Annotated in this window: 13 protein-coding genes; 4 read left to right on the top strand and 9 right to left on the bottom strand. The window is 31.2% G+C overall.

Going from position 1 to position 22,574, the window contains the following annotated elements; genetic code table 11:
• Positions 1 to 45: 45 nt before the first annotated feature.
• From pbpC to N534_RS0111970, 4 genes are all read right to left on the bottom strand, one after another.
• On the bottom strand, positions 46 to 2,385 hold the full coding sequence (pbpC, locus tag N534_RS0111955; protein ID WP_028892716.1) for a penicillin-binding protein 1C: 2,340 nt from the start codon (positions 2,383 to 2,385) through the stop codon (positions 46 to 48).
• 102 nt (positions 2,386 to 2,487) lie between these two features.
• Complete coding sequence (locus N534_RS0111960) at positions 2,488 to 3,612, bottom strand: efflux RND transporter periplasmic adaptor subunit (RefSeq protein ID WP_038006058.1); 1,125 nt, start codon at positions 3,610 to 3,612, stop codon at positions 2,488 to 2,490.
• Positions 3,613 to 3,622: 10 nt separating this feature from the next.
• Positions 3,623 to 7,945 carry a CusA/CzcA family heavy metal efflux RND transporter gene (locus N534_RS0111965; RefSeq protein WP_028892718.1) on the bottom strand — a complete coding sequence of 1,441 codons (4,323 nt, stop codon included), beginning with the start codon at positions 7,943 to 7,945 and terminating at the stop codon, positions 3,623 to 3,625.
• 83 nt (positions 7,946 to 8,028) lie between these two features.
• Positions 8,029 to 8,424 carry a hypothetical protein gene (locus N534_RS0111970; protein WP_028892719.1) on the bottom strand — a complete coding sequence of 132 codons (396 nt, stop codon included), beginning with the start codon at positions 8,422 to 8,424 and terminating at the stop codon, positions 8,029 to 8,031.
• Between the two features lie 228 nt (positions 8,425 to 8,652).
• Between N534_RS0111970 and N534_RS0111975 the strand changes: the two genes are divergently transcribed.
• The gene (locus N534_RS0111975) at positions 8,653 to 9,600 is read left to right on the top strand and encodes a tRNA-dihydrouridine synthase (RefSeq protein WP_028892720.1); all 948 of its coding nucleotides are present in this window, start codon (positions 8,653 to 8,655) and stop codon (positions 9,598 to 9,600) included.
• A gap of 52 nt (positions 9,601 to 9,652) precedes the next feature.
• Here N534_RS0111975 and N534_RS0111980 read toward each other — a convergent pair whose 3' ends face one another.
• The gene (locus N534_RS0111980; RefSeq protein WP_028892721.1) at positions 9,653 to 10,966 is read right to left on the bottom strand and encodes a DEAD/DEAH box helicase; all 1,314 of its coding nucleotides are present in this window, start codon (positions 10,964 to 10,966) and stop codon (positions 9,653 to 9,655) included.
• Positions 10,967 to 11,104: 138 nt separating this feature from the next.
• Complete coding sequence (locus N534_RS0111985; RefSeq protein ID WP_028892722.1) at positions 11,105 to 16,600, bottom strand: alpha-2-macroglobulin; 5,496 nt, start codon at positions 16,598 to 16,600, stop codon at positions 11,105 to 11,107.
• A 254-nt stretch (positions 16,601 to 16,854) separates the two neighbouring features.
• On the opposite strand from N534_RS0111985, the gene N534_RS0111990 reads away from it, so the two are divergent.
• The 3 genes from N534_RS0111990 to N534_RS0112000 all read left to right on the top strand — a co-directional run bounded on the left by N534_RS0111990 (position 16,855) and on the right by N534_RS0112000 (position 18,516).
• Positions 16,855 to 17,436, top strand: a complete 582-nt coding sequence (locus N534_RS0111990) for a tRNA-(ms[2]io[6]A)-hydroxylase (protein ID WP_028892723.1) — start codon at positions 16,855 to 16,857, stop codon at positions 17,434 to 17,436.
• Positions 17,437 to 17,477: 41 nt separating this feature from the next.
• Complete coding sequence (locus N534_RS0111995; RefSeq protein WP_028892724.1) at positions 17,478 to 17,915, top strand: DUF4268 domain-containing protein; 438 nt, start codon at positions 17,478 to 17,480, stop codon at positions 17,913 to 17,915.
• Between the two features lie 109 nt (positions 17,916 to 18,024).
• Positions 18,025 to 18,516 (top strand): CAP domain-containing protein, encoded by a 492-nt coding sequence (locus N534_RS0112000; RefSeq protein ID WP_038006061.1) that lies wholly within the window; start codon positions 18,025 to 18,027, stop codon positions 18,514 to 18,516.
• 190 nt (positions 18,517 to 18,706) lie between these two features.
• Here N534_RS0112000 and N534_RS0112005 read toward each other — a convergent pair whose 3' ends face one another.
• The 3 genes from N534_RS0112005 to N534_RS14785 all read right to left on the bottom strand — a co-directional run.
• Complete coding sequence (locus tag N534_RS0112005) at positions 18,707 to 20,605, bottom strand: OmpA family protein (RefSeq protein ID WP_028892726.1); 1,899 nt, start codon at positions 20,603 to 20,605, stop codon at positions 18,707 to 18,709.
• A gap of 11 nt (positions 20,606 to 20,616) precedes the next feature.
• Entirely contained in the window at positions 20,617 to 21,558 is a 942-nt protein-coding gene (locus N534_RS0112010) for a type IX secretion system membrane protein PorP/SprF (protein WP_028892727.1), read from the bottom strand.
• 11 nt (positions 21,559 to 21,569) lie between these two features.
• On the bottom strand, positions 21,570 to 22,574 hold a 1,005-nt coding region (locus N534_RS14785), incomplete at its 5' end, for a gliding motility-associated C-terminal domain-containing protein (RefSeq protein ID WP_038006063.1).

The raw sequence follows: 22,574 nt of genomic DNA on the forward strand, positions 1-22,574 counted from the left end.
AAAAACTAAAAATACAGTTTTTAATTAAACTGCTTTTACATTTACTTATTTTTTTACCTCTAAAACCTTCTTTAGTTCATTACCAAAATCATCGATTACCGTAATAATATGAGTTCCTTCTTTAGGTAAAATTGCTTGTTCGTGATATTGTTGTGTAATGCCTATAAATTGTTCATTTAAATACCAGTAAACCTTTGTTTCTGAATTACTGTGTGTTAACTTTAAAACTATAGGATTTAACTGATTATCTTCTCCTTTGGTTAACGAAACTTTTGTTATACTTTTTGACGGAAAAACGAAGCCCATTAAATTACTCTCTAATCGATTGCAATCAGACCTATAATTAGGTAATGGTCTATAATCAGCATTGTTTTGTTGATAATAATAAGCCATTAACGGAGGTAAAACAAACCATGATTTTGATTTCATATTTGAAATAGATTCACAATTTGAATTTACCCTGAACTTTTCAAGCTTATCAACCATAACTTGTTGATGATATGGACACGATTGTGCTCTCATTGCGCTCTTTTGAACTCTTTTTGTTACAGACGAACAAATAGGTTTTGCTAAAAAACCACTTTTCTCACAAATAGCTACTTCTATCAAATCTTCATAAGGTTCTAAAAACCAATTAGATTTTGGTAACACATCAAAAACATCAAACATTAATGGGGCTGCGCTACCTACACCTGTTAAATCAGGACGACCTTCTCCATCAGAATTTCCAATCCACACACCTACAACATATTTAGGTGTTACACCAATAGACCAAGCGTCCTTATTACCAAAACTTGTTCCTGTTTTCCATGCAATTTTTTGAGACGAATCGTAATACTTCCAAGCTTGATCTGTATATGGTCTATTCACATCTAGCAATGTATTCAAAGTTAGGAATGTAGATCCTGCATCTAAAGTTGTATAGTCTTTTTGAACTTTACCAAAATCTGGAGTTCCTTCAAACAAAAAACTCGGTTCTATAAATTCATTTTGATAATAATTATGTTTTAATTCTTCATAGTGATTTACAATACCTGCATATCCAGCAAAAGTTTTACATAAATCCCATAAGCTAGCTTCCGCTCCTCCTAAAATTAATGAAAGCCCATAATAATCTGCTGATTTATTAATATCGTTAATGTGATACGCTTTAATATCTTCTCTAAATTTTTCCAATCCATATCTCTGTAACATACGTACTGAAGGAATGTTCAGCGAACGTGTTAATGCTTCATTTGCTGGAACTGCTCCATCAAAAGTTAAATTAAAGTTTTTAGGAGAATATCCTGCTATTTCTGTTGGTACATCTGCAACTAACTGAGTCGGTAATAAGTCACCCGATTGTAACATTTGAGCGTATAAAAACGGTTTTAAAACACTTCCTGTACTTCTTGGAGCTACAATATTATCAACATCTTTTTGATGCATTTTATCGGTTGGAGAATTCCCCACATAAGATACTACCTTTCTTGTTTCAACATCTAAGACTAAGACCGCCATATTGTAAACTTCATTTTGTTTTTGACGGAAATAATGTTGCTTTACTAAATTATTTACTTGTTTTTGCGAATGAATATCAACAGAGCTTTTTATGCGTTTTCCTCTATGTTGCTTCGTTACTTCTTGTACAAAATGAGGTGCTACTGTGGGTAACGGATATGGTTTCTGCGGTAATTCTTCTTCAATAGCTAAATCATAGGTAATTTGATCTATAATTCCCTCCTCTTGTAATTTTTGTAATAACCTATTTCTTTTGATTTTTAATTTTTGTTGATTTTTTCCTGGATAAATCAACGATGGAGCATTAGGTAAAACTGCTAAAGTTGCTGTTTCAGCCCATGACAGTTGATGTGGTTTTAAACCAAAATAACGCCACGATGCCATTTCTAATCCAACAACATTTCCTCCATATGGTGCATGTGAAGCATACAGATTTAAAATTTCTTTTTTAGAATGACGAAATTCTAACCGAGTAGCTAAAATAAGCTCCTGAAGTTTTTCAAAATACGAACGCTCTTTATTCTTTCTTGATAATCGAATTACTTGCTGTGTTAATGTACTTCCTCCTCTTACAACTCTTTTTGCTTTAATATTCTCTACCATTGCTTTTCCTATCGAAATAGGATTAAATCCAAAATGCTTATAAAAATAAGCATCTTCAAACTGTAAAATACAATGTTCAAACTTTGTTGGAACAGAATCTAATTCAGGAAATCGCCACTGACCGTCATCAGCAATAACAGCCCCTAACAATTCATTATTTTTTGAGGTAACTACTGTTGATGTTGGATTGTCAAATAATTTTTTAGGCAGACAGAAATAATAGAAAATGACTCCTATAAAAGCCAAAATCAATACTATTTTCTTTTTCTTAGTCTGAATCATTTTTCTTCTTTAAACAAAAAGCAAAGAAATATATATTTTCATACATTTCTTTGCTTTTTTATTATAAAAAATATATAAAAGTTTTAATTTACTTCACTTTAGCTACTCGGTTAATAAATTAAATACTCCTTTTTCTAAAAATTTTTCTTCTTTTTTAAATTCTGAGTTTTTTAATTCTACATTCTTCTCAAAAGTATTTCCAACTTCAACTTTTTTCTTTTTAAAATAGTAACCATCAGTTGATTTTTCATCTAAAACTAACCCAAACATTCCTCCTTCTACCTCAGCTACTGATGTTTCTGGTAATGAATTAACTTTATTACTATTCGTTTTTATTATAGCTTCTGCAAACATACCTGACAGAAAGTTTCTTTTTTGTTCCTCCTCAATATGTGCATGTACATCTACCGTTCTGTTTTCGTTAATACTTTTTCCAATCAAATGAACTTTCGCTTTATAAATTTCTGATGATAATTCTGGAACTCTAAAACTGATTTCTTGACCAACTTTTAATTTTAAAGCATCCTTTTCAAAAACTGAAAGCTCTAAATGTAAATGCTTATTGTCTATAATTTCTAAAATTTCATCAGCTGGGGATATATACGAACCAGTAACTGCTTTGATTTTGGTAACATTTCCTGAAATAGGAGCATAAATACCCGTAACGGAAGTTATTGAACTGCTATTTAGTTTACTTGCCGATATATTAATCATTTGTAACTGTTTTTGTAAACTCACTAATGTAGTTTGTGCTACTTCAAAATCTCTTTTAGCCTTTAGGTAATTTCTTTCTGAAGTTATTTTTTCATCAAATAATGCTTTTTGTCGTTCAAATTCAGATTTTAAAAAAGCTATTTCTTGTTTTGTTTCTAAATACTGTTGTTGCATTGCCACAAACTCTTGGTTTTCTATTGTTACCAAACGTTGTCCTTTTTTAACTTTATCACCAACCAATAATGGAATACTTTTAATAAATCCCCCTATTTTAGCGGTTACCACAACTTTATTTGTAGGAGGCACATCTATTTTTCCTACTACTTTAATTGTAGTTGGAAAATCTTGTTCTTCAACAGTAACTAATTTCATACTGTTTTTTTCCCATTGTTCCTTCGTTATAAAAACTCTATTATCTGTAACTACTGCTGATTCTTCAGTAGTACTTTCTGTTTCTTTCGATTTACATCCTAATACAGTTACAAATAGGATACTATAAATTATATATTTCATCTTTATTTTTTTAATACGTTAAGTAGTTAATATCTATCACAATATTGTTGTACGACTCTATACTGTTTACATAAGCTAACTTTAGTTGGTATGCATTTTCAACACTTTGTATGTATTGAAAAAAATCTATTTCACCATGTTTAAAACTCATGTTTGCTGTTTTCAGGATTTCATTCGCCAAAGGCATACCTTCTTCTTGATAATAAGCTAATGATACTGTTTGTTCTTGTAACTTATTTTTAAGGTTTGTATAGTAGGTTTCTAACTGTTTTTGATAATTTAAAGTTTCATTTTCAGCAATTTCTTTTGCTATTTTTGATTGCTTTATTTTAGAAGATTCTCCACTAAATAATAATGGAATTTTAATTCCTACTTGGTATCCGTAAAAGTCTTTAGCTACATATTGATTACTTCCTCTAAAGACTTCTAAAGATAAGTCTGGTAACAATTGTTGTTTTTGTTGAGACAATTGTCTTTTTGCTAACTGCTCTCTTTCATAATAACCCTGAAGTTCTGTAATTTTATTTAGGTTAATGCTTTGTACTTGCATTGGTTGAATAATAGTTTCTTTTTCTACCACCAAACTATCTTTCACCTGAACTAGCGCTTTAATTTTTTGATAAGCTATGCGGGAAGCAACTATTGTGTTTCGATAATCATTTTTTACTTGCTTCTGTTTTGCTTTTGCTGTTATTTTTTCTAAATAATTAGTTTCTCCCAACTCAAATCGTCGTTTCGCTGCATACGAAAACTTATTATAGAGACTATCTAAACTCCTATAAATATTCTCTTGCGCTTTCGTGTATTGATAGGTGTAATAAGCGTTTACAACTGATTTTATCAGCTTCTTTTTAGCTGTTTCGTATCGATTACTTTCTAAGCTATATGCTGATCTTTGTACTTTCTTATTAGCTCCATAAACTGTTGGAAAAGCGAATGTTTGTTGAATACCGAAAATGTCTAAAGGATGATCTGCTACTGTATTGTTTTCATCTCGACTATAATAAACTTCTGTTTTATCAAAAGTATAAGCTGAAGTAATAGCTGCTTTAGCTTTTTCTACTTTTAATTGTTGAGCTTGCAAGCCTTTATTATTTTCTACAGCTAAATCTATTAAATTTTGTAATTCTTTAGGAGTTTGTTGTGCTTGAACAGTACACAATCCCATAAAAAGTACAACACCTAAACTCGCTACCTTTTTATTAATTTTTAATTTCTTTGGGTTATCAAAAATTGTGTACAATACAGGCAACACTACCAATGTTAAAATTGTAGAAGTTACTAAACCTCCTATAACTACTGTTGCTAAAGGACGTTGTACCTCTGCTCCTGCATTAGTTGATATCGCCATAGGTAAAAAACCTAATGCTGCTGCCGATGCTGTTAGTAGTACAGCTCTTAACCTATCTGCTGCTCCTTGTTTTACCAATTCTTCAATAGAAGAGAATTCTTTATTTCTTAATTCTTTAAAATGCTCTATCAATACAATTCCGTTGAGTACTGCTATTCCAAAAAGCGCAATAAAACCAACACCAGCTGATATACTAAAAGGTAAATCGCGTATCCATAACAATAATACCCCACCAATAGCTGCAAATGGTATTGCTGAATAAATAATCAATGCTTCTTTTACTGACTTAAAAGCAAAATATAACATGATGAATATTAATATTAACGCTACAGGAACAGCTATCATTAAGCGTTTAGAAGCACTTTGTAAGTTCTCAAACTGTCCGCCATACGTAATTGTATACCCAGTAGGTAGCTTTACATTTTTATTTATCAATTGTTGAACATCATCTACTACAGATTGTAAGTCTCTGTTACGAACATTGATTCCTACTACTAATCTACGTTTAGTATCGTCTCTTGAAATTTTTGCTGCTCCTTTTTGATACGTAATAGTTGCTAATTCATCTAACGGTACTTTTCCTCCATTAGGTAAATCTATATATAACTCTTTTAAATCGCTAATATCTGTACGGTTAGTTTTATCTAACCTCACAACCAAATCGAAGCGTTTTTCTCCTTCAAAAACATTTCCTGCTGTTTTTCCTGCAAATGCCATAGATACCATTTCATTAACTTCTTTTATGTTAAGACCGTATCTGGCAATTTTAGCTCTGTCGTAAGCAACATTCATTTGAGGTAAACCTTCAATTTTTTCAACAATAATATCAGAAGCTCCCTCTACATTTTCTACTAGCTTTTTAATTTCATTTCCTTTTTGAGCTAAAACTGATAGGTCTTCTCCAAAAATCTTGATTGCAATATCGGCTCTAACTCCAGTAATCAACTCATTGAAGCGCATTTCAATTGGTTGTGTAAACTCTACTTCCATTCCTGGAATTACCGCTAGCGCTTCTTTAAACTTATCTGCCAGCTCATCTTTACTTTGAGCAGAAGTCCATTCACCTTTAGGTCGTAATGTAATCATTACATCACTTTCTTCCATACTCATAGGATCTGTCGGTACTTCTGCTGCACCGATACGAGATACTACTTGTTTCACTTCAGGAAAGTTATCTTTTAAAATCTTCTCAATTTTTGTAGTAGTTTCAATCGTATTACTTAGCGTTGTTCCAGTTTTTAAAACAGGTTGAATTACAAAATCTCCTTCATCTAATGTAGGAACAAACTCACCCCCCATTCTTGTATAAATAATAACAGTGAGTAATAACATAGATGATGCGATTCCTAATACTACCTTTTTACGATGTAATGCCCAATTGATTACTGGTGCATACCATTCGTTCAGTTTTTTAATAAGCCTTACTGAAATATTTTTATCTGTAATGTTTGAAGGTTTTAAAAATATAGATGCCATCACAGGAACATAAGTTAAACATAGTAAAATAGCCCCTATCAATGCAAAACTGAATACCAAAGCCATAGGCTTAAACATTTTTCCTTCAACACCACTTAAGGATAAAATTGGTATAAAAACAATGAGAATTATTAATTGTCCAAATACTGCTGAACTCATCATTTTTGAAGCTCCTTCATTACTAACTGAGTCTTTAACTTGTTGTTGATCTTTTTTGTTTAATGTAACGAAGGTGTCTTTTTGCTGGGTGATTTTAAAAGTAATGTATTCAACAATAATTACAGCTCCATCTATTATAATTCCGAAGTCTATCGCTCCTAAGCTCATCAAGTTTGCATCAATCCCAAAAATGTACATTAACGATAGAGCAAATAAGAGACATAAAGGAATTACAGATGCTACTACCAATCCTGAGCGAATGTTTCCTAATAAAAGAACTACCACAAAAATTACAATTAAACATCCTAGTACTAGGTTTTCGGTAATTGTAAATGTGGTTTTTCCTATAAGTTCACTTCGTTCTAAAAATGCATTAATGAATACTCCTTCAGGTAATGATTTTTCAATGCTTGCTACTCTTTCTTTTACGGCTTCAATTACATCTTTTGAGCTAGCGTCTTTCAACATCATTACTTGCCCTAACACTTTTTCTCCTTCTCCATTTGCGGTTATGGCTCCGAATCGTGTAGCGCTACCATAACCTACTGTTGCAACATCTTTAACATAAATAGGCATTCCCTCTTTATTTGTTACAACAATACTTTTTATGTCTTCAAGCGTTTTAGCTAATCCTTCTCCACGTATAAAGTAAGACTGATTTACTTTTTCTATGTATCCTCCTCCTGCAACGCTATTATTATTTTCCAACGCTGTAAATACTTCTTTAGCAGAAATATTCATTGCATTCAGCTTTTGGGTATTAATGGCTACTTCATACTGCTTTAAATGACCTCCCCAAGTATTAACCTCTACAACTCCAGGTATACCTGACAATTGCCTTTTTACTACCCAGTCTTGAATAGTTCGTAAATTTGTTGTACTATAGCGATCTTTAAACTCTGGCTTTACATCTAATATGTATTGGTATATTTCTCCAAGTCCAGTAGTAATAGGTCCCATTTCTGGGCTTCCAAATCCTTCTGGTATTTTTTCTGAAGCAGCTTTAATTTTTTCGGCTATTAATTGCCTCGGCAAATAAGTTCCCATAGATTCTTCAAAAACAATGGTTACTACCGATAAGCCAAATTTAGAGATGGATCTAATCTCTTTTACCCCTGGTAGATTTGCCATTTCTAGCTCTACAGGATAAGTTATAAATTGTTCTATATCTTGTGTTGAAAGATTTCGTGATGTTGTGATTACTTGTACCTGGTTATTGGTTACATCAGGTACAGCCCCGATTGGGAGTTGTGATAACGAATAAATTCCAAAGCCTACAATAAAACTTGTAAATAATAGGACTATAAACTTATTCTTTATAGTGAATTCTATAATTTTTGATAACATAATTCATCATTTAAATAATTACATATTTTATATCGATTTATCAAGAAGTAAATCGATAATTTTAATTACTAACTGTATGTGAATTATATGTACCTAGGCGGTTGAAACACCCCTAATGCGTCTGGTGAGTTATAAAAATTTTGGTAATAAAAAAGTTGCTTTCTTTCTACAAAAGCCAATATAGAAGGCAAAGGGACTTCTATATCTTCAAATGTTACTTTATGGAAATCTACTACGTGATACTCAAATTGAAACGGAAGCTTTTCATGTTCTTCTTTTTCCTCTTGATGTTTTTCTGAATGAGCTACTTTTAATTCTCCATAGTGTTTTGATAAGAAAGTAATAAAACTATCACTATAGGTTTCTTTATGAAACTGTGCATGCTCTATTAACTTATCTAAGTTTAAAATATTAGTACATGTAATATTTAAACTTTGAAAAAGCATTACAATAGATAATATGATAGCTGTTGTTCTCACTTGCTAACAAAGATACTTTTTTTGATACTATCCCCTACCTCTTAATACTCTTAATATTATGTTAATAAAAAATCACCACTGTATAGTAATGATTCTCTATATTTTTTAAGAAACACAATTGTCATCAACAAAACAATTTTCAAAGACAACTTATATATCTCAAAAGTATAAAGTTTACAGCAAACATTTAGTCGATAAGTCTGTTATATTTGCAACTCAAATTATACTATGAGTTTTAACTTACTTTCTTCACCTTTACAAGGGTTTACCGATTTTCGTTTTAGGAATGCCCAACAAAAATATTTTGGTGGTATTGATACTTTTTATGCTCCTTACATTCGATTAAATGGGAAGTTTAAAATAAAATCGAGTTATGAACGTGATTTACTCCCTGAAAATAACACAACTTTAACGGTTATTCCGCAAGTTATAACCAATAATGTTGAAGAGTTTTTATTTGTTGCCAAATATGTACAAAGTTTAGGATATAAAGAGTTGAATTGGAATTTAGGATGTCCCTACCCTATGGTTACAAAATCAGGTATGGGTTCTGGTTTAATTTGTAATCCTACTCGTATAGATGAAATACTACATCGCGCTCATAACGAAACCGACATTCTAGTATCAATGAAAATGAGAATGGGTTATGAAAACAGTGAAGAAATATTGCACACTTTTCCTATTTTAGATAAGTATCCGTTAAAAAACGTAGCTATTCATGCAAGAATTGGAAAACAATTGTACAAAGGAGGTGTTGATTTAGATGCTTTTCAAAAATGTATAGATGTTGCCAAACATCAATTATATTATAATGGTGATATTACTACAGTAGCAGGTTTTAAAGCCATGAAAGAGCGTTTTCCTAGTATTACACATTTTATGATTGGACGTGGTTTAATTGCAGATCCGTTTTTACCACAAATGATTAAAGATAACACTACTGAATATCCAAAAGACAGATGGAAAATATTTGGAGAGTTTCATGATGAAATATACCAGCAATATGATGCTGCCTTATCTGGACCAACGCCTATAAAAATGAAAATGCTAGGTTTTTGGGAGTATTTTTCTCAATCGTTTTCTGATCCTCGTAAAACTTATAAAAAAATTAAAAAAGCGACAAATCCTAAGAAGTATCAAGCGGCTGTTAAGGATATTTTAGATAGTGAAAAATAACATTACTTTCCCCTAACAAACAGTAATAACTTATAGTTTATTTTTATTTACTTTACACAACACTAATACGAACTTTTTTGTTTTTTAAACGTGTATTGTTTAAATCTTCTAATAATCTTTTTGACTCAGTAACAGGAACCGAAATAAAAGCGCAATCTTGTTTTAGTTCAATAACTCCTAACTGTTCTTTTGTCAGATTTCCTTTTTTAAAGAATAAACCTGCAATATCTCCTTTAGATATTTTGTCTTTTCTTCCTCCTGAAATAAATAAAGTCTCCCAATAAGCAGGCTTTAACTTTTGTTTCTGAGAAATATCCGCATTGGGTATGTTTTTAAGAAATTCAGGTAAGCTTTCTTTTTGCCACTTTAAAACATAAGCAGTTCCTTTGGCATTTACTCTTGCTGTTCGCCCGTTTCTATGCGTAAACTCTTCTATTCTTTGTGGTAACTCATAATGAATAATGTATTTCATTTCTGGAATATCAATTCCTCTTGCAGCCAAATCAGTAGCTAATAGTACTTGACTTGTTCCGTTTCTAAACTTTATTAAAGAACGTTCGCGATCTCTTTGCTCCATTCCACCAGAAAAACAACTATGTGCTATTTTGTTCTTCGTTAAAAACTCGCTTACGTTAGCAATACTATCTTTTAAATTACAAAAAATAATTCCTTGTTGGTTTCCTATGTGATGTAATAACTCAACTAAGGTTTGATTTTTATTTTTTGATGGAGAAACAACCGTTTTTAAAGTTAATTTCTTTGGCTTCTTATCTGTTAAATAGTTTAATACAGTAGGATTATTTAAACGTACAAAATCTGGAATTTCAGCTTCTTGAGTTGCTGATGTTAAAATACGTTTGTTAATGTTAGGTAATTGATTAATAATTCCACGCATTTCATACTCAAAGCCAACTTCTAGCGATTTATCAAACTCATCTAAAATTAAGGTTTTAATACTTTCTTTAGAAAAACGATCGTTCGCAAAATGATCAGAGATTCTACCAGGTGTGCCTATTAATATACTTGGTGTATGTTTTAAATCAATTTTATCTTTTGCCATTGAACGTCCACCATATACAGCATTTACTTTTAAACCAGTGCCCATTTCACGTATCACTTGTTCTATTTGAATAGCCAATTCTCTTGAGGGTACTAAAATTAAAACTTGAACCTCTTTATTATTAGGATCTATTAACTTTAATGTTGGTAATAAAAATCCTAATGTTTTACCTGTTCCTGTAGGTGATAATATTACTGTATTGGTTGTTTTATCAATAGTTGAAATGGCTTTTTGTTGCATTTCATTTAATTCATAGATATTTAGCTTTGCTAAAATATCTTCTTGTGTCTTAACTGTATTTACCATAATCTTTTTATATCTATGAATTTTATATTGATGGGCAAAGATAGGTAGTCTTACACAAGGAAAGATTAAGTATTTTAGAAATAAATAAAGCTTACTGAAATCAGTAAGCTTTATTTATCCCTTTTAATTATTTATAAACTACTTCACCACTTTAATCCATTCACCTTTCGTACGTGCAATGTAATCGTTATCATACATCGCTTCTACTTGTACTCCTGGCAAATAATACTCACCTAAATACGACGCATTTAACAATACTCGGAATGTTTTTGTCTCGTATTTTTTTAATGTAAAATAGTTACTAATACTTGCATCTCTTATATCTGTATAATCTACTTTTGAAGACATTGTATTGTTACCAAAATCAGTAAAACGAGTATTTACAATTTCCCATCCTGAAGGAATATATTGTGTTAATGCTACATTGTCAATCGTTTCACTCGTTGGATTCTTTACTGTAACTTCAGCTACAAAGTTGGTTCCTTGTGACAAGTTATCTGGAGTAATACGAGCTCCATCTTTTGTTTTATATGTAATAGCTGTTTCTAAATTCTTTTGGAATACTTTTTCTTCACCTACTGGTAAAATTCCTTTGTTTAGTATACGTACGTATAAAACTCCGTTATTTTTGTTTGTTATTTTTAATGAGTTCTCTTTTTGAATAGCTATTAAATCTTTTGCTAACAACGATTTTGAAGTACTTGCTTCTCCTGAAGCCTTATTTAAAATATAGCTAGCACTAATTCCATTACTACCTCCATTTCTTAAAGCATATTGGCTCATTGCTAATAAACTATAAGCTGTAGTTTGTGTACTCATCCAACGCTCACTCGATAGGTTTTCGGCAATTTCTTTTGCTAATTTTATTGATTTAGTTTCGTCGTCTAACAACATATAGGTTTCTAACGACATTGCTTTATTTCTCGTTTCAGACCCATAATTTGAATAATATCGCTTTGTATACGTATAACCTGTTATTTCTTTTAAAATAGATTTAGCAATAGATTTTTTACCTATTAAAGCATACGCACTAGCTAATCTCATTTTTGCTTCATCTGAAACTCCCATTGATTCACGTAAACGGTTCATTGAAGCTAAATCAGGACTATTTGCTAAGCTTAACGTGTATAATCTATATGCTTGTGAAAGTGAGTTATTGTAATAACGTGAGCTATTTCTCCAATTACGTGCTTGTTGTTTTTGATATCCTACCCATTTTGATTTGAAACCTATAGGCAATACATATCCTTTCTTTTCAGCTTCTATCATAAAATGACCTGCATACGATGTTCCCCAGCTATCTGCGGTACTATTTCCTTGCCAATATGAAAGTCCTCCATTAGACAATTGAAAATCTGATAATCGTTGAATTGTTGCTTTAATATTTCTTTCCGTAGAAGCTATTTTTTCTTTCGGTAATTCAAATATTTCTGGTAAAAACAATTGTGGAAATGCACTTGATGTGGTTTGCTCTACACAACCATGTGGATAACGAATTAAATACCCCAAACGTTTGGTAAAGTTCATTGGAGGCAATGTCGATAATTCGATTGTAGCCGCGTTAGTTCCTTTTGTACCAAAACTTGTAAAGTTGATTTCCCCTTCTTCATTCGATTTTAATACTATGTCTTTTACCTCAGTAGTTACAGGATTTGGATTTAACACATCTATTTCTACTTCGTAAGATGCTTTTTCTCTTCCTGAACTTGCATCTATTTTTACTTTACCTATTCCTTTAAAATCATTTACTTTTAAAGTAAAGTAGGCCATTTTTTCATCTGGCTGATTAAATGAAACTGTCTTTGTTTTATCTCCTACAATTGTGTATGCCTCGTTTGGTTGTACTGTAACTTTTACATTTTTGATATTTGGTTTCATTGCAAAAACAGTAACTGGTAAGGTAACAGTTTCTTGTGGCGTTATTTTACGAGGTAGTGAAGCTAAAATCATAACTGGTTTACGGACAAAAGCTGTTTTTTCATCGCTACCATACGCATCTTTTTTTGTATCAGTAGCCACTACCATTGCACGAACAGATCCTACATATTTAGGAATTTTAATCTTATGTTCCTTAATATCTCCCATTTCTAAATCGAATGGACCTAAATAAGTAACCATTGGTTTAAATCGGTTGGCTTTTCTGTTTTTACTTCCTGCTTCCGATTCATCTCCTCCAATACTTAATATTTGACTTACTTTTCCACCATAAGCTCCAATAACATCGTCAAAAATATCCCATGTTCTTACTCCTAACGATTGACGTGCGTAGAATACTCCCCAAGGATTCGGAGTTTTAAAACGAGTTAAATCTAACAAACCTTCATCTACTAGTGCAATCGTATAGGTCATTGGTCTTCCTTTTTCTTCTTTAACACGAATGGTAGCTGTAGACTCTGGTCGTAACTCGTCTGCTAATTGAATTTTAGGTACTAGTTTAGTGTCAGGATTATTTACCAACATAGGAATAGAGCCATACATACGAATCGGTAAATCATTTACCGTTTGACTATGTTTTTGTAATAAAGAAATATTTACAAAAACATTAGGTGTATAACTCGCTTTTACTGGAAAACTAAACGATGTTTGTTGTGCTTGAGTTGGTACCCAAAAGTGATCTAACACCTCAGTTCCATTTTCAATAGTAATGAAAGCTTTTCCTCCTTCAGAAGATGGAAATTTAACCGTTGCTGTTTCGTTTACTTCATACGATTCTTTATCGGTAGTAAATACCAACATGGTAGCATTACTTTTATCTTGATTTCCTTTTTTCTTTGCATACCAAGAAGGCCAATCAAAATACACTACATTAGAAGTTACGTGCTTACTTTTTAAATCGGTTACTTTAATTAAGTAGCGTCCCCAATCATTTTCATCAACTTTTAATTTGAAAGTTCCTTTACCTCCTGCATTCGTACCTACTTTTAATTTTTTATAAGGTTCGTGATAACGTGTTCCGTCATAACTAGACAAACCATTATCAGAGGTATTCCACCACCAACGCCATGATAATTTATATACGTTTACTTCTAAATTATTTGTTACTCCTACCCCATCTTCATTTACTGAAGCAACATTAAATGTATATTCTTCATCAGTAAATAAGTAATTTTTAGATTGAGGTTCTTCAGCATCTTGTAATCCCGCATATGAAACATATGGAGATACTTTATTAGAAAATACATCGGTACTAAAATCTCCTCCGTTCTCATAAACTTTAGTTACGAAACTCGCTTTTAACATTCCTGGAGCTTTATTATCAAGCTTAGGTTTTACAGAAAAACTTATCGTTCCTTCATTACTTAAACTGCCCTTTAAAACCTTAAATTCTTCAGTTCCGAAACGGCGAGTAACATCATCAAAACTGTAATTTTTAAATTTTGGGAACTCTGTGTTAGTTTGTGAGAATTTTCCGTTGATATCTAACTTTAAACCTCTTGCAATAGCACCATGCAACCACTTAACTTCTACATTTCCTGTAATTTCAGAATTAGCTTTGATAAACTCTTCTGTGGTGTTAAGTTTAATTTTTAATCGGTTAGGTTTTATAGTTTCAATTTTCAAATCTTTATTAAAAACTGCTCCACCTACACTTACACGTAATTTCCAATTTCCTGTAATTGCTTCGGGATTTGTTGTAGGTGTATATGCATACACGTTGTTTGATTTCTTCGGAAGTACGCTTCTATCAATAATTTTTCCTTGCGGATTAATTAACTCAAACTTTATTGGGTGGTCATTTGGAATTGGATTTGCATTATCATTCAAAACAAAAGTTAAAAATAACTGATCTCCAGGTCTCCAAACTCCGCGCTCTCCGTAAATGTAGCCTTTAATTCCCTCTTGTAATTTAACTCCTGATACATCAAACTTACTCATCGACAATGCTTCACCATCATTTAATTTAATGTATGTTGTGTTTTTATTTTTAGTTACTACAGCAAAAAACGCGTTAGAAACATTATTGAAAGTAGTAACTCCATCTTTATTTGTAGAAGCTGATTCTATTGGTTGCATTTGTAAACTATACAAAGTCACATTTGCAGCTTCAATTGCATTTGTAGTAAGTATATCAGTTACTGCAACCAACGTTTTATTATTATTTCCTTTCTTTACAATTACACCAATATTTGTTGCTAAAATATTAGTGCTAATTTGTTTATTGTAATAATAAGAGTTAGTACATGGATTATCTCTATCTCTCCAGCTATAATCGTCGTAATAATCTTCATAATAATGAGGATTATCATAACTTTTTGTATTTATATCTTTTTTCCCAAAAACAATTGTTTTTGTTTCTGTTCCTTCAGCACATAAATAAGTAGAATAATCTTTATTGAACGAAAATTCTACTCTATACATTGCTCCATCTTCAACAGTTACAATTTCAGCTAAATCGATAGCAAAAGCATTTTCCTTACTTAAATCGACTCCTTGATTACCAAGATTTACAGTATATTTTGCAATTGGACGACCTACATAACGTAAATTACCCTGATTGCTTAAATTATTGTATTGTAAAAACTGTAATACATTGTCTTTATATATTTTGTAAATAGTTGCATCAACTGCCTTTAAGTTAACCGCTTTAAAATTGATTTTTAAATTACTAGAGTTTGGTAATATTGATCCACTTTTAATAAAGCTAACAGCAGGTTTCAACTCTTCAAAATATACTGTTTTAATAATATTTTCTTTTAAAGTGTATCCATCTGCACTTTTAATTCCTTTAAAAACCTCAATATCTATCTTTTCTGTATAAGATGCTTTTGGATATAAAGTAACTTTGTTGTTATTTACCTTGTATGTAAACTCTCTTTTTTGAGTATTTAAAAACTGAATAAGACCTTTTAAATTTTGAGACTTTTGTAACGGATCTGAAAAACTTATTTCTATATGTTGCTTATCTGTATCTACAACATCAATATCTAACACTTTAAAGTTATTTTTTCCTATAATAGTAAGTTCTCTTTTACCTTTCGACTCTGATTGAATAGAACTCCCATTCCAAGTTACTGATAATGATTTATCGTCATCATAACGTTGAATACTATCAACTTTAAAATATATTTTTGAACTAAGTTCACCTACTTCACTAAATTTTATTCTCTTTGACTTACCGTTATAAGTTGCTTTTACTAAATCAGTTAATTTAGCTGTTTCTACAACATCACTAGCTATAATTTCACCTTCTACAGCATACAAATCTTTAGTATATACAGTTGGCGATTGTAAAGAAACATTAAAAAGTAGTTCTTTGGTTTTTAACTTAACGGTAAAGTCTTTCAACTCATCATCAATATCTTCATATAACTTTGATAAGTGAAGTGTTACCAAATACTCTTGATTACTTTTTAGCTTTTCTGCCGGTATAAAAGTAATTTCGTTTTCGTTTACAGCAACCTCACCTTTAACCTCTGGTGAAACTGTTATAACTTCATTCGCATCAAAATTTGTAGCGGCTTTCCTTTTTAATACAAATTTTAAATTTGGTGTTACCGATATTAATTTATCAGGAAACACACTAATATACTCACTAAATTCATTAACATTACTTTCTGTAGTAACTGATTTTTTACACGAATTAGCAATAAGCACTAAGAAGATTAATGCTAGAGAACCTAAAGTTTTTCTCATTTTTTTTAGTAGCTGTAATTTCATTTTTTTTGAAGTTTTAACTTTCTCTATTCTTTATAAAACTACTGAAAAATCTTTTTAAAAGATGATCTATTTAGAATTTGTAGCAATTTGTTTAGTATCCGTAATTAGAATCGGTATTTATCAGCAATTTTCTAAGAGAATTTTTTAATAACAAAACTAGCTATTTTTTAAGCTATTTATTACACAATTCGTTTTTATATTTTTTATTTTTACAGTCTCAATAAAACATTATGCTTGGACTACAATTTGACACAAAAACTTCATGGGTTGAAGTTGCTAAAAACGGATTAGAACAATTATTAACCGATCATGCTTTTGCTGAACAAAAAGCTGCTTCTAATGCTGTGTCAATTATCATCAACTATTCAGAGGAAACTGAACTTGTTAAAGATATGAGTGATATTGCCATTGAAGAAATGGAACATTTTAGAATGGTACACAATTTAATGGTTGAACGAGGAATGGTTTTAGGGCAAGCTAGTAAAAATGATTACGCTCAACGATTACAAAAATTTTTTCCACATACTAAAGACAGAACTGAAGCCCTAATACAACGCTTGTTAGTTGCTGCATTAATTGAAGCTCGTAGCTGTGAACGTTTTAAGGTTTTTGCAGATAATATGGAAGATGAAGAGCTTTCTAAGTTTTATTTAGATTTGATGGTTTCAGAAGCAAATCACTACACCTTATTTTTAGGATATGCCCGTCAATATATGGATCGTGAGCTTGTTGACGAAAAATGGAACAGTTTATTAGCTTTTGAAGCTAAAATGATGTGCGAAAGAGGAAAAGAAGCAAGAGTTCACGGATAATAAATAAACTGCAAACAATTTTAAATAAATATCTTAAGTAAGTGTTTAGTAAAGAAGAATCTGCCCGGTTACGTAAAGAATTTTGGACAAGCTTTGGAAAATCTTTTCCAAGAAAATGGTTGTTGTATAATACTAAAATAAAAGGGTTTGCTTTTAAATTTCAAGCTGACAGAAAAAAAGCTTCAGTATGTTTAGATTTTGAACACCCTGAAGATGTTGCTAATGAACTACTTTATGATCAATTACTTTCTTTAAAAAAAATACTAGAAAGTGAGTATTTACCAGAAGTAATCTACGATGATAATTTTGAGTTAGACAATCATAAAATTATCCGAAGAATTTACGTTCCTTTTGATAAAAAATTTAGCATCCATAATAAAGATACTTGGCGAGATTGCTATGAATTTTATGTTGAAACTATGACACAGTTTGAACTATTTTTTTATGAGTATGAAGACTTTATCAAGCAAGCCATATAACACAGGAAAAACACCCTTTTTACTTACTTAAAGCACCTAAAATTTGCTTTTAATTGGTTTTTTAACATAAATTTGGCTAGTTTTTGATTAACCCCTTAACCCCCTAATCATGAATAACTACCCCCTCAAGTTATTAGTGCTTTGTTGTGCACTAATATTGACGTCTTGTTCGTCTAATGAAACTGAAATAGTTGACAACAACCCAGAAATGTCAATTACAGTAAGTGAAAAATCAATAGAATCGGACATTTTGACCCTTATTAATAACTATAGAGTTAATAATGGTTTTTCTTCATTAAGTAAATTAGAAGTTATTAAATCACAAACTAACAATCATACCAACTATATGATTGAAAAGAATGAGGTTTCACATGACTTTTTTTACCAACGCAAAGAGTACTTAACGCAAAATGCTAGCGCTGTAAGTGTTGCTGAAAATGTAGCTTACGGTTATTCAACAGCTGAATCTGTTGTTAATGCATGGGTTAAAAGTGATGGTCACAAGAAAAATATTGAAGGTGACTTTACTCATTTTGACATTACTGCTGAAAAAAGTGTTGATGGTAAATGGTATTTTACCAACATCTTTGTAAAACAATAGTGAAGAAAATAAAACCTCAATTCAATGTGCGAGATTGAATCAGAGCAAAAGAAAACTACTATACGGAAGACTAATTACTTATTTTCACTTTTATAATCATTAAGATAATAGTGAAAAAAAATAAAAAAAACCCCAATTCAATGTGCGAGATTGAATCAGGGCAAAAGAAAACTACTCTACGGGAGACTAATTACTTATTTTCACTTTTATAATCATTAATGATTATAAACTTTGATCGTCTATTTTCTTGATGTTCTTCTTCGGTACATTTAACACCGTTAGAACATTTATTTATCAATTGCTTTTCACCATAACCAATAGCGCTTTGAATTCTGTGTTTAGCTATGTCACGTGAATAAATATAATCTCTAGTAGATTTTGCTCTTTTATCAGATAAAATTTCATTGTATCGATCACTTCCTCTACTATCTGTATGGGCTTCTATCTTAATAATCATTTTCGGATTATTTTTTAACACTCTTACTATGTGTTCCAACTCATAAGCAGCATCTGGTCTGATATTCCATTTATCAAAATCAAAGAAGATGGGATCAATTACAATCTCGTTTCCAATAATTAACGGTGTTAAATATAAATCACGTTCTATTTCTACTCCTCTTATATCGGTCGTTTCAACATTTTCTATAAAATCATCTTTATAATCTAGTTTTGTACCTCTTAATGTGAATTTTTTCTCACACTCTACTTCAAAAATATAAGAAGCATCTTCTTGAGTAACAAACCTTTTAACTACCTTACCATCAGTATCTATTAATTCTACTAAAGTGTTAGGTAAGAGTTCTTTTGTTCTTTTATCAAATGTTCTTCCTTTTATAAATTGTTTACATTTAAAAGTTTGAAATCCATAAATGTCATCTTCTCCTTTACCATCTGGTCTATTGGAAGAAAAATATCCTGTTTTTCCATCTTCATTATAAAAAAAGGCAAAATCATCATAACCACTATTAAACGGAGCTCCTATATTTACTACTTCAGAAGAATTATTTTTTAGCAAATCTGATTTATAAATATCCAACAATCCTAAATTCTGATAGCCATCTGAAGAAAAATACAATGTGTAATCTTTTGCTATAAACGGAAACATTTCTCTACCTATAGTATTTATTTTATCTCCTAAATTCGTAACCTTTCCATAACCTCCATTAGGCAAAATTGCAACTTTATATATATCGGTTGCTCCAAAACCTCCTGGTCTATCTGAAGTAAAATATAATGTTTTTTCATCTGGACTTAATGCTGGGTGCCCACTAGAATATACTTTGTCATTAAAAGGTAATTCTTCAATATTATCCCATTGACCATTAACTAAAGTTGCTTTGAAAATTTTTAAGTTTGATGTACCTTTTTTATCGTACTCTAGCTTATCTTTTTCATCTAGGTTGTTCCTAGTAAAATACAATGTTTTTCCGTCTTTAGTAATAGTAACATTTGATTCATGGAAGCCAGTATTAATTTTTGAAGAAACAATTGGTATGATATCTTCTAAATCAACCTTATTATTATCTTTTGTAATAATTTTAGCTTGATATATATCTAAATATGGCTGATTATTCCATTCATAAATTTCACCTTTATCATTTCTTGTAGAAGCAAAATACAGCTTTTCACCTTGTACATAAGAACCAAAATCTGAGTTTTTAGTATTGATGTCTAAATTTGCTATTTCTACAGAATCTTTATTAAGTGTTTTTAGCTTATCATAATCAACATTTCCAATTTTTGAAACTGCATCAGGTATTTTTTGTAGCCATTTATCTGCTTTTTCATATTCACCAATGCTTCTAAGTGATTGTACATACTTATATATTGCTTCATCACTTAAACCTTCATTTCTATTGGAAGCAACCCCATACCAATAAGCTGCTTGTTTAGAGTTCGAATTATTATAATAACAATCTGCCAACTTCGTTATCATATCTACTCCATCATCACCTGCATCAATCGCTTTTTTATAGAATTCAGCAGCCTTTATGTAAGAGTATTCTTTATAGAATTTATCAGCTACTTTTCTTTGAGAAAAAGCAAAACATGATAAAAAAAGTAATATTAATGTAATTTTTGTTTTCATAATTGTGCTTTTTAAAAGTATCTAGGTGATTTTGTTCTATAAGCTTTAGGATGTAACTCAAACATCAATAATACTTCGTGAGTACCATTTGAATATTGGTTAATATCTGATAATGGATGCTCGTAAGCATACCCTATTCGAAACTGACGAGAGACTTGGAAATCTACCAAAGCTCCTAATGCTCCTGTATACTCATTAATTCTATAAGATCCACCCAACCAAAGCTTTTCATTAAACAAAAAGTTTGCTGTAATATCATACGATAAAGGCGCTCCGTTTGTTGCTTTAATTAAAGTTGCTGGTTTAAATTTTACATTATCGCTTAAATCAAACACATAACCTCCTGTTAAGTAATAACTCACCTTATCTACTACTCCATAATTCACTCCATTAACTTCTAAGTCATTATGGTCAATATTTAATAATCTCGGAGCTGATAATCCAACATACCATTTGTTGGTGTGCATCAGTACCCCACTACCTATATTAGGTTCCCACCTATTTTGAATTCCTGAGATACCTGGATCAGATGGTTCAGCAGCTATTAAAGCATCATCAATATTATATTGAGTAAAACCTGCTTTAAGACCAAAGGCTAATTTTACGGTACTATTTAGTTTAATAGTGTAAGAAAAATCTCCGTACAAATAGGTAAACTTTTCGTATCCAAGCTTATCGTTAATAAACGATAAGCCTAGACCGATTTTATCATTCCTTAGAGGTGAGTGAACAGATAAGGTTTGTGTTTCTGGTGCTCTATCTAATCCTGCCCACTGACTTCTATGCAACCCAACAATACTTAACACTTCTCTACTACCTGCATAAGCGGGGTTTATGGAAATTGTGTTGTACATGTATTGAGTAAATTGCGGTAACTGTTGTGATTGTGCGGTAAAAATACCTGCAAATAGTAACACAACAATTGCTTGTAATATTCTGTAATTATGGTTCATAGCTAATAATATTATTTGGTTCCTAAATAAATTGCTCCTGTAAATGGTTTTAAACCACTATTTTCTAATATTACAATGTAGTAATATGTACCTGCTGGTAATCTTTTAGCCCCTCCAAACGTAGTTCCATCAGAAACTCCATTCCAATTATTGGCATAATTGTTAGACTCAAAGACTTGTGCTCCCCAACGGTTAAATATTTTCACATTTACTATAAATCCACAAGATTCTACTCCTGTTATTTCAAAGAATTCATTCCATGAATCTCCATTAGGGGTTACTGCTTTTGATATTACCACATCTTCTTGTCCACATGGTAATACAATACAGTCATCATTTATATTAATCGTAACTTTTGTTGACGTTAAACATCCATTATTTGGTGCTGTATAGGTAAATACATAATCTCCTAAACTTAAACCTGATGGATCGAAACTTGCATCGTCTGATAATACTACATTTCCTTGTGTAACTTCCCAACTACCTTCTTCACTTGGGTTAGCTACATAATCATTTAAATTGATTTCACCATCGTCTATACATTTAGAATCGGCTATTTCTGTTACCGATGTATTAACTGTTACTGTAATATATTGTGTAAAGTCTGCTACATTCCCACAGTCATCTGTAACTGTCCATGTTCTAGTTATTGTATAGTCACTATCGCTTCCATCAAATGTGCTTGTTTCTTCAAAGTTTGTTTGTGTTACGTTTGCTGAACAATTATCCGTAAATTCTAAAGTAGGAACCTCTGGAACATTATCACATTCAACTATAATATCTTCTAAAGTAGAAACTAATTCTGGGGCTTCATTGTCTTCTACAGTTATTACTTGTGTATGAGAAGTCTCATTTCCTGCACAATCTTCCACCATCCAAACTCTAGTAATTGTATATGCTGAAGCACATGCTCCTTCTTCTCTAGTAATTCCTTCTGAATAATTTACTGCTACTGAAGCATCACAGTTGTCAGTTGCTGTTAAAACTGCGGCTGCTGGAACTGCATCACAACTTAC

It is taken from the genome of Tenacibaculum sp. 47A_GOM-205m, from assembly GCF_000518405.1.
GTDB lineage: Bacteria > Bacteroidota > Bacteroidia > Flavobacteriales > Flavobacteriaceae > Polaribacter > Polaribacter lutimaris.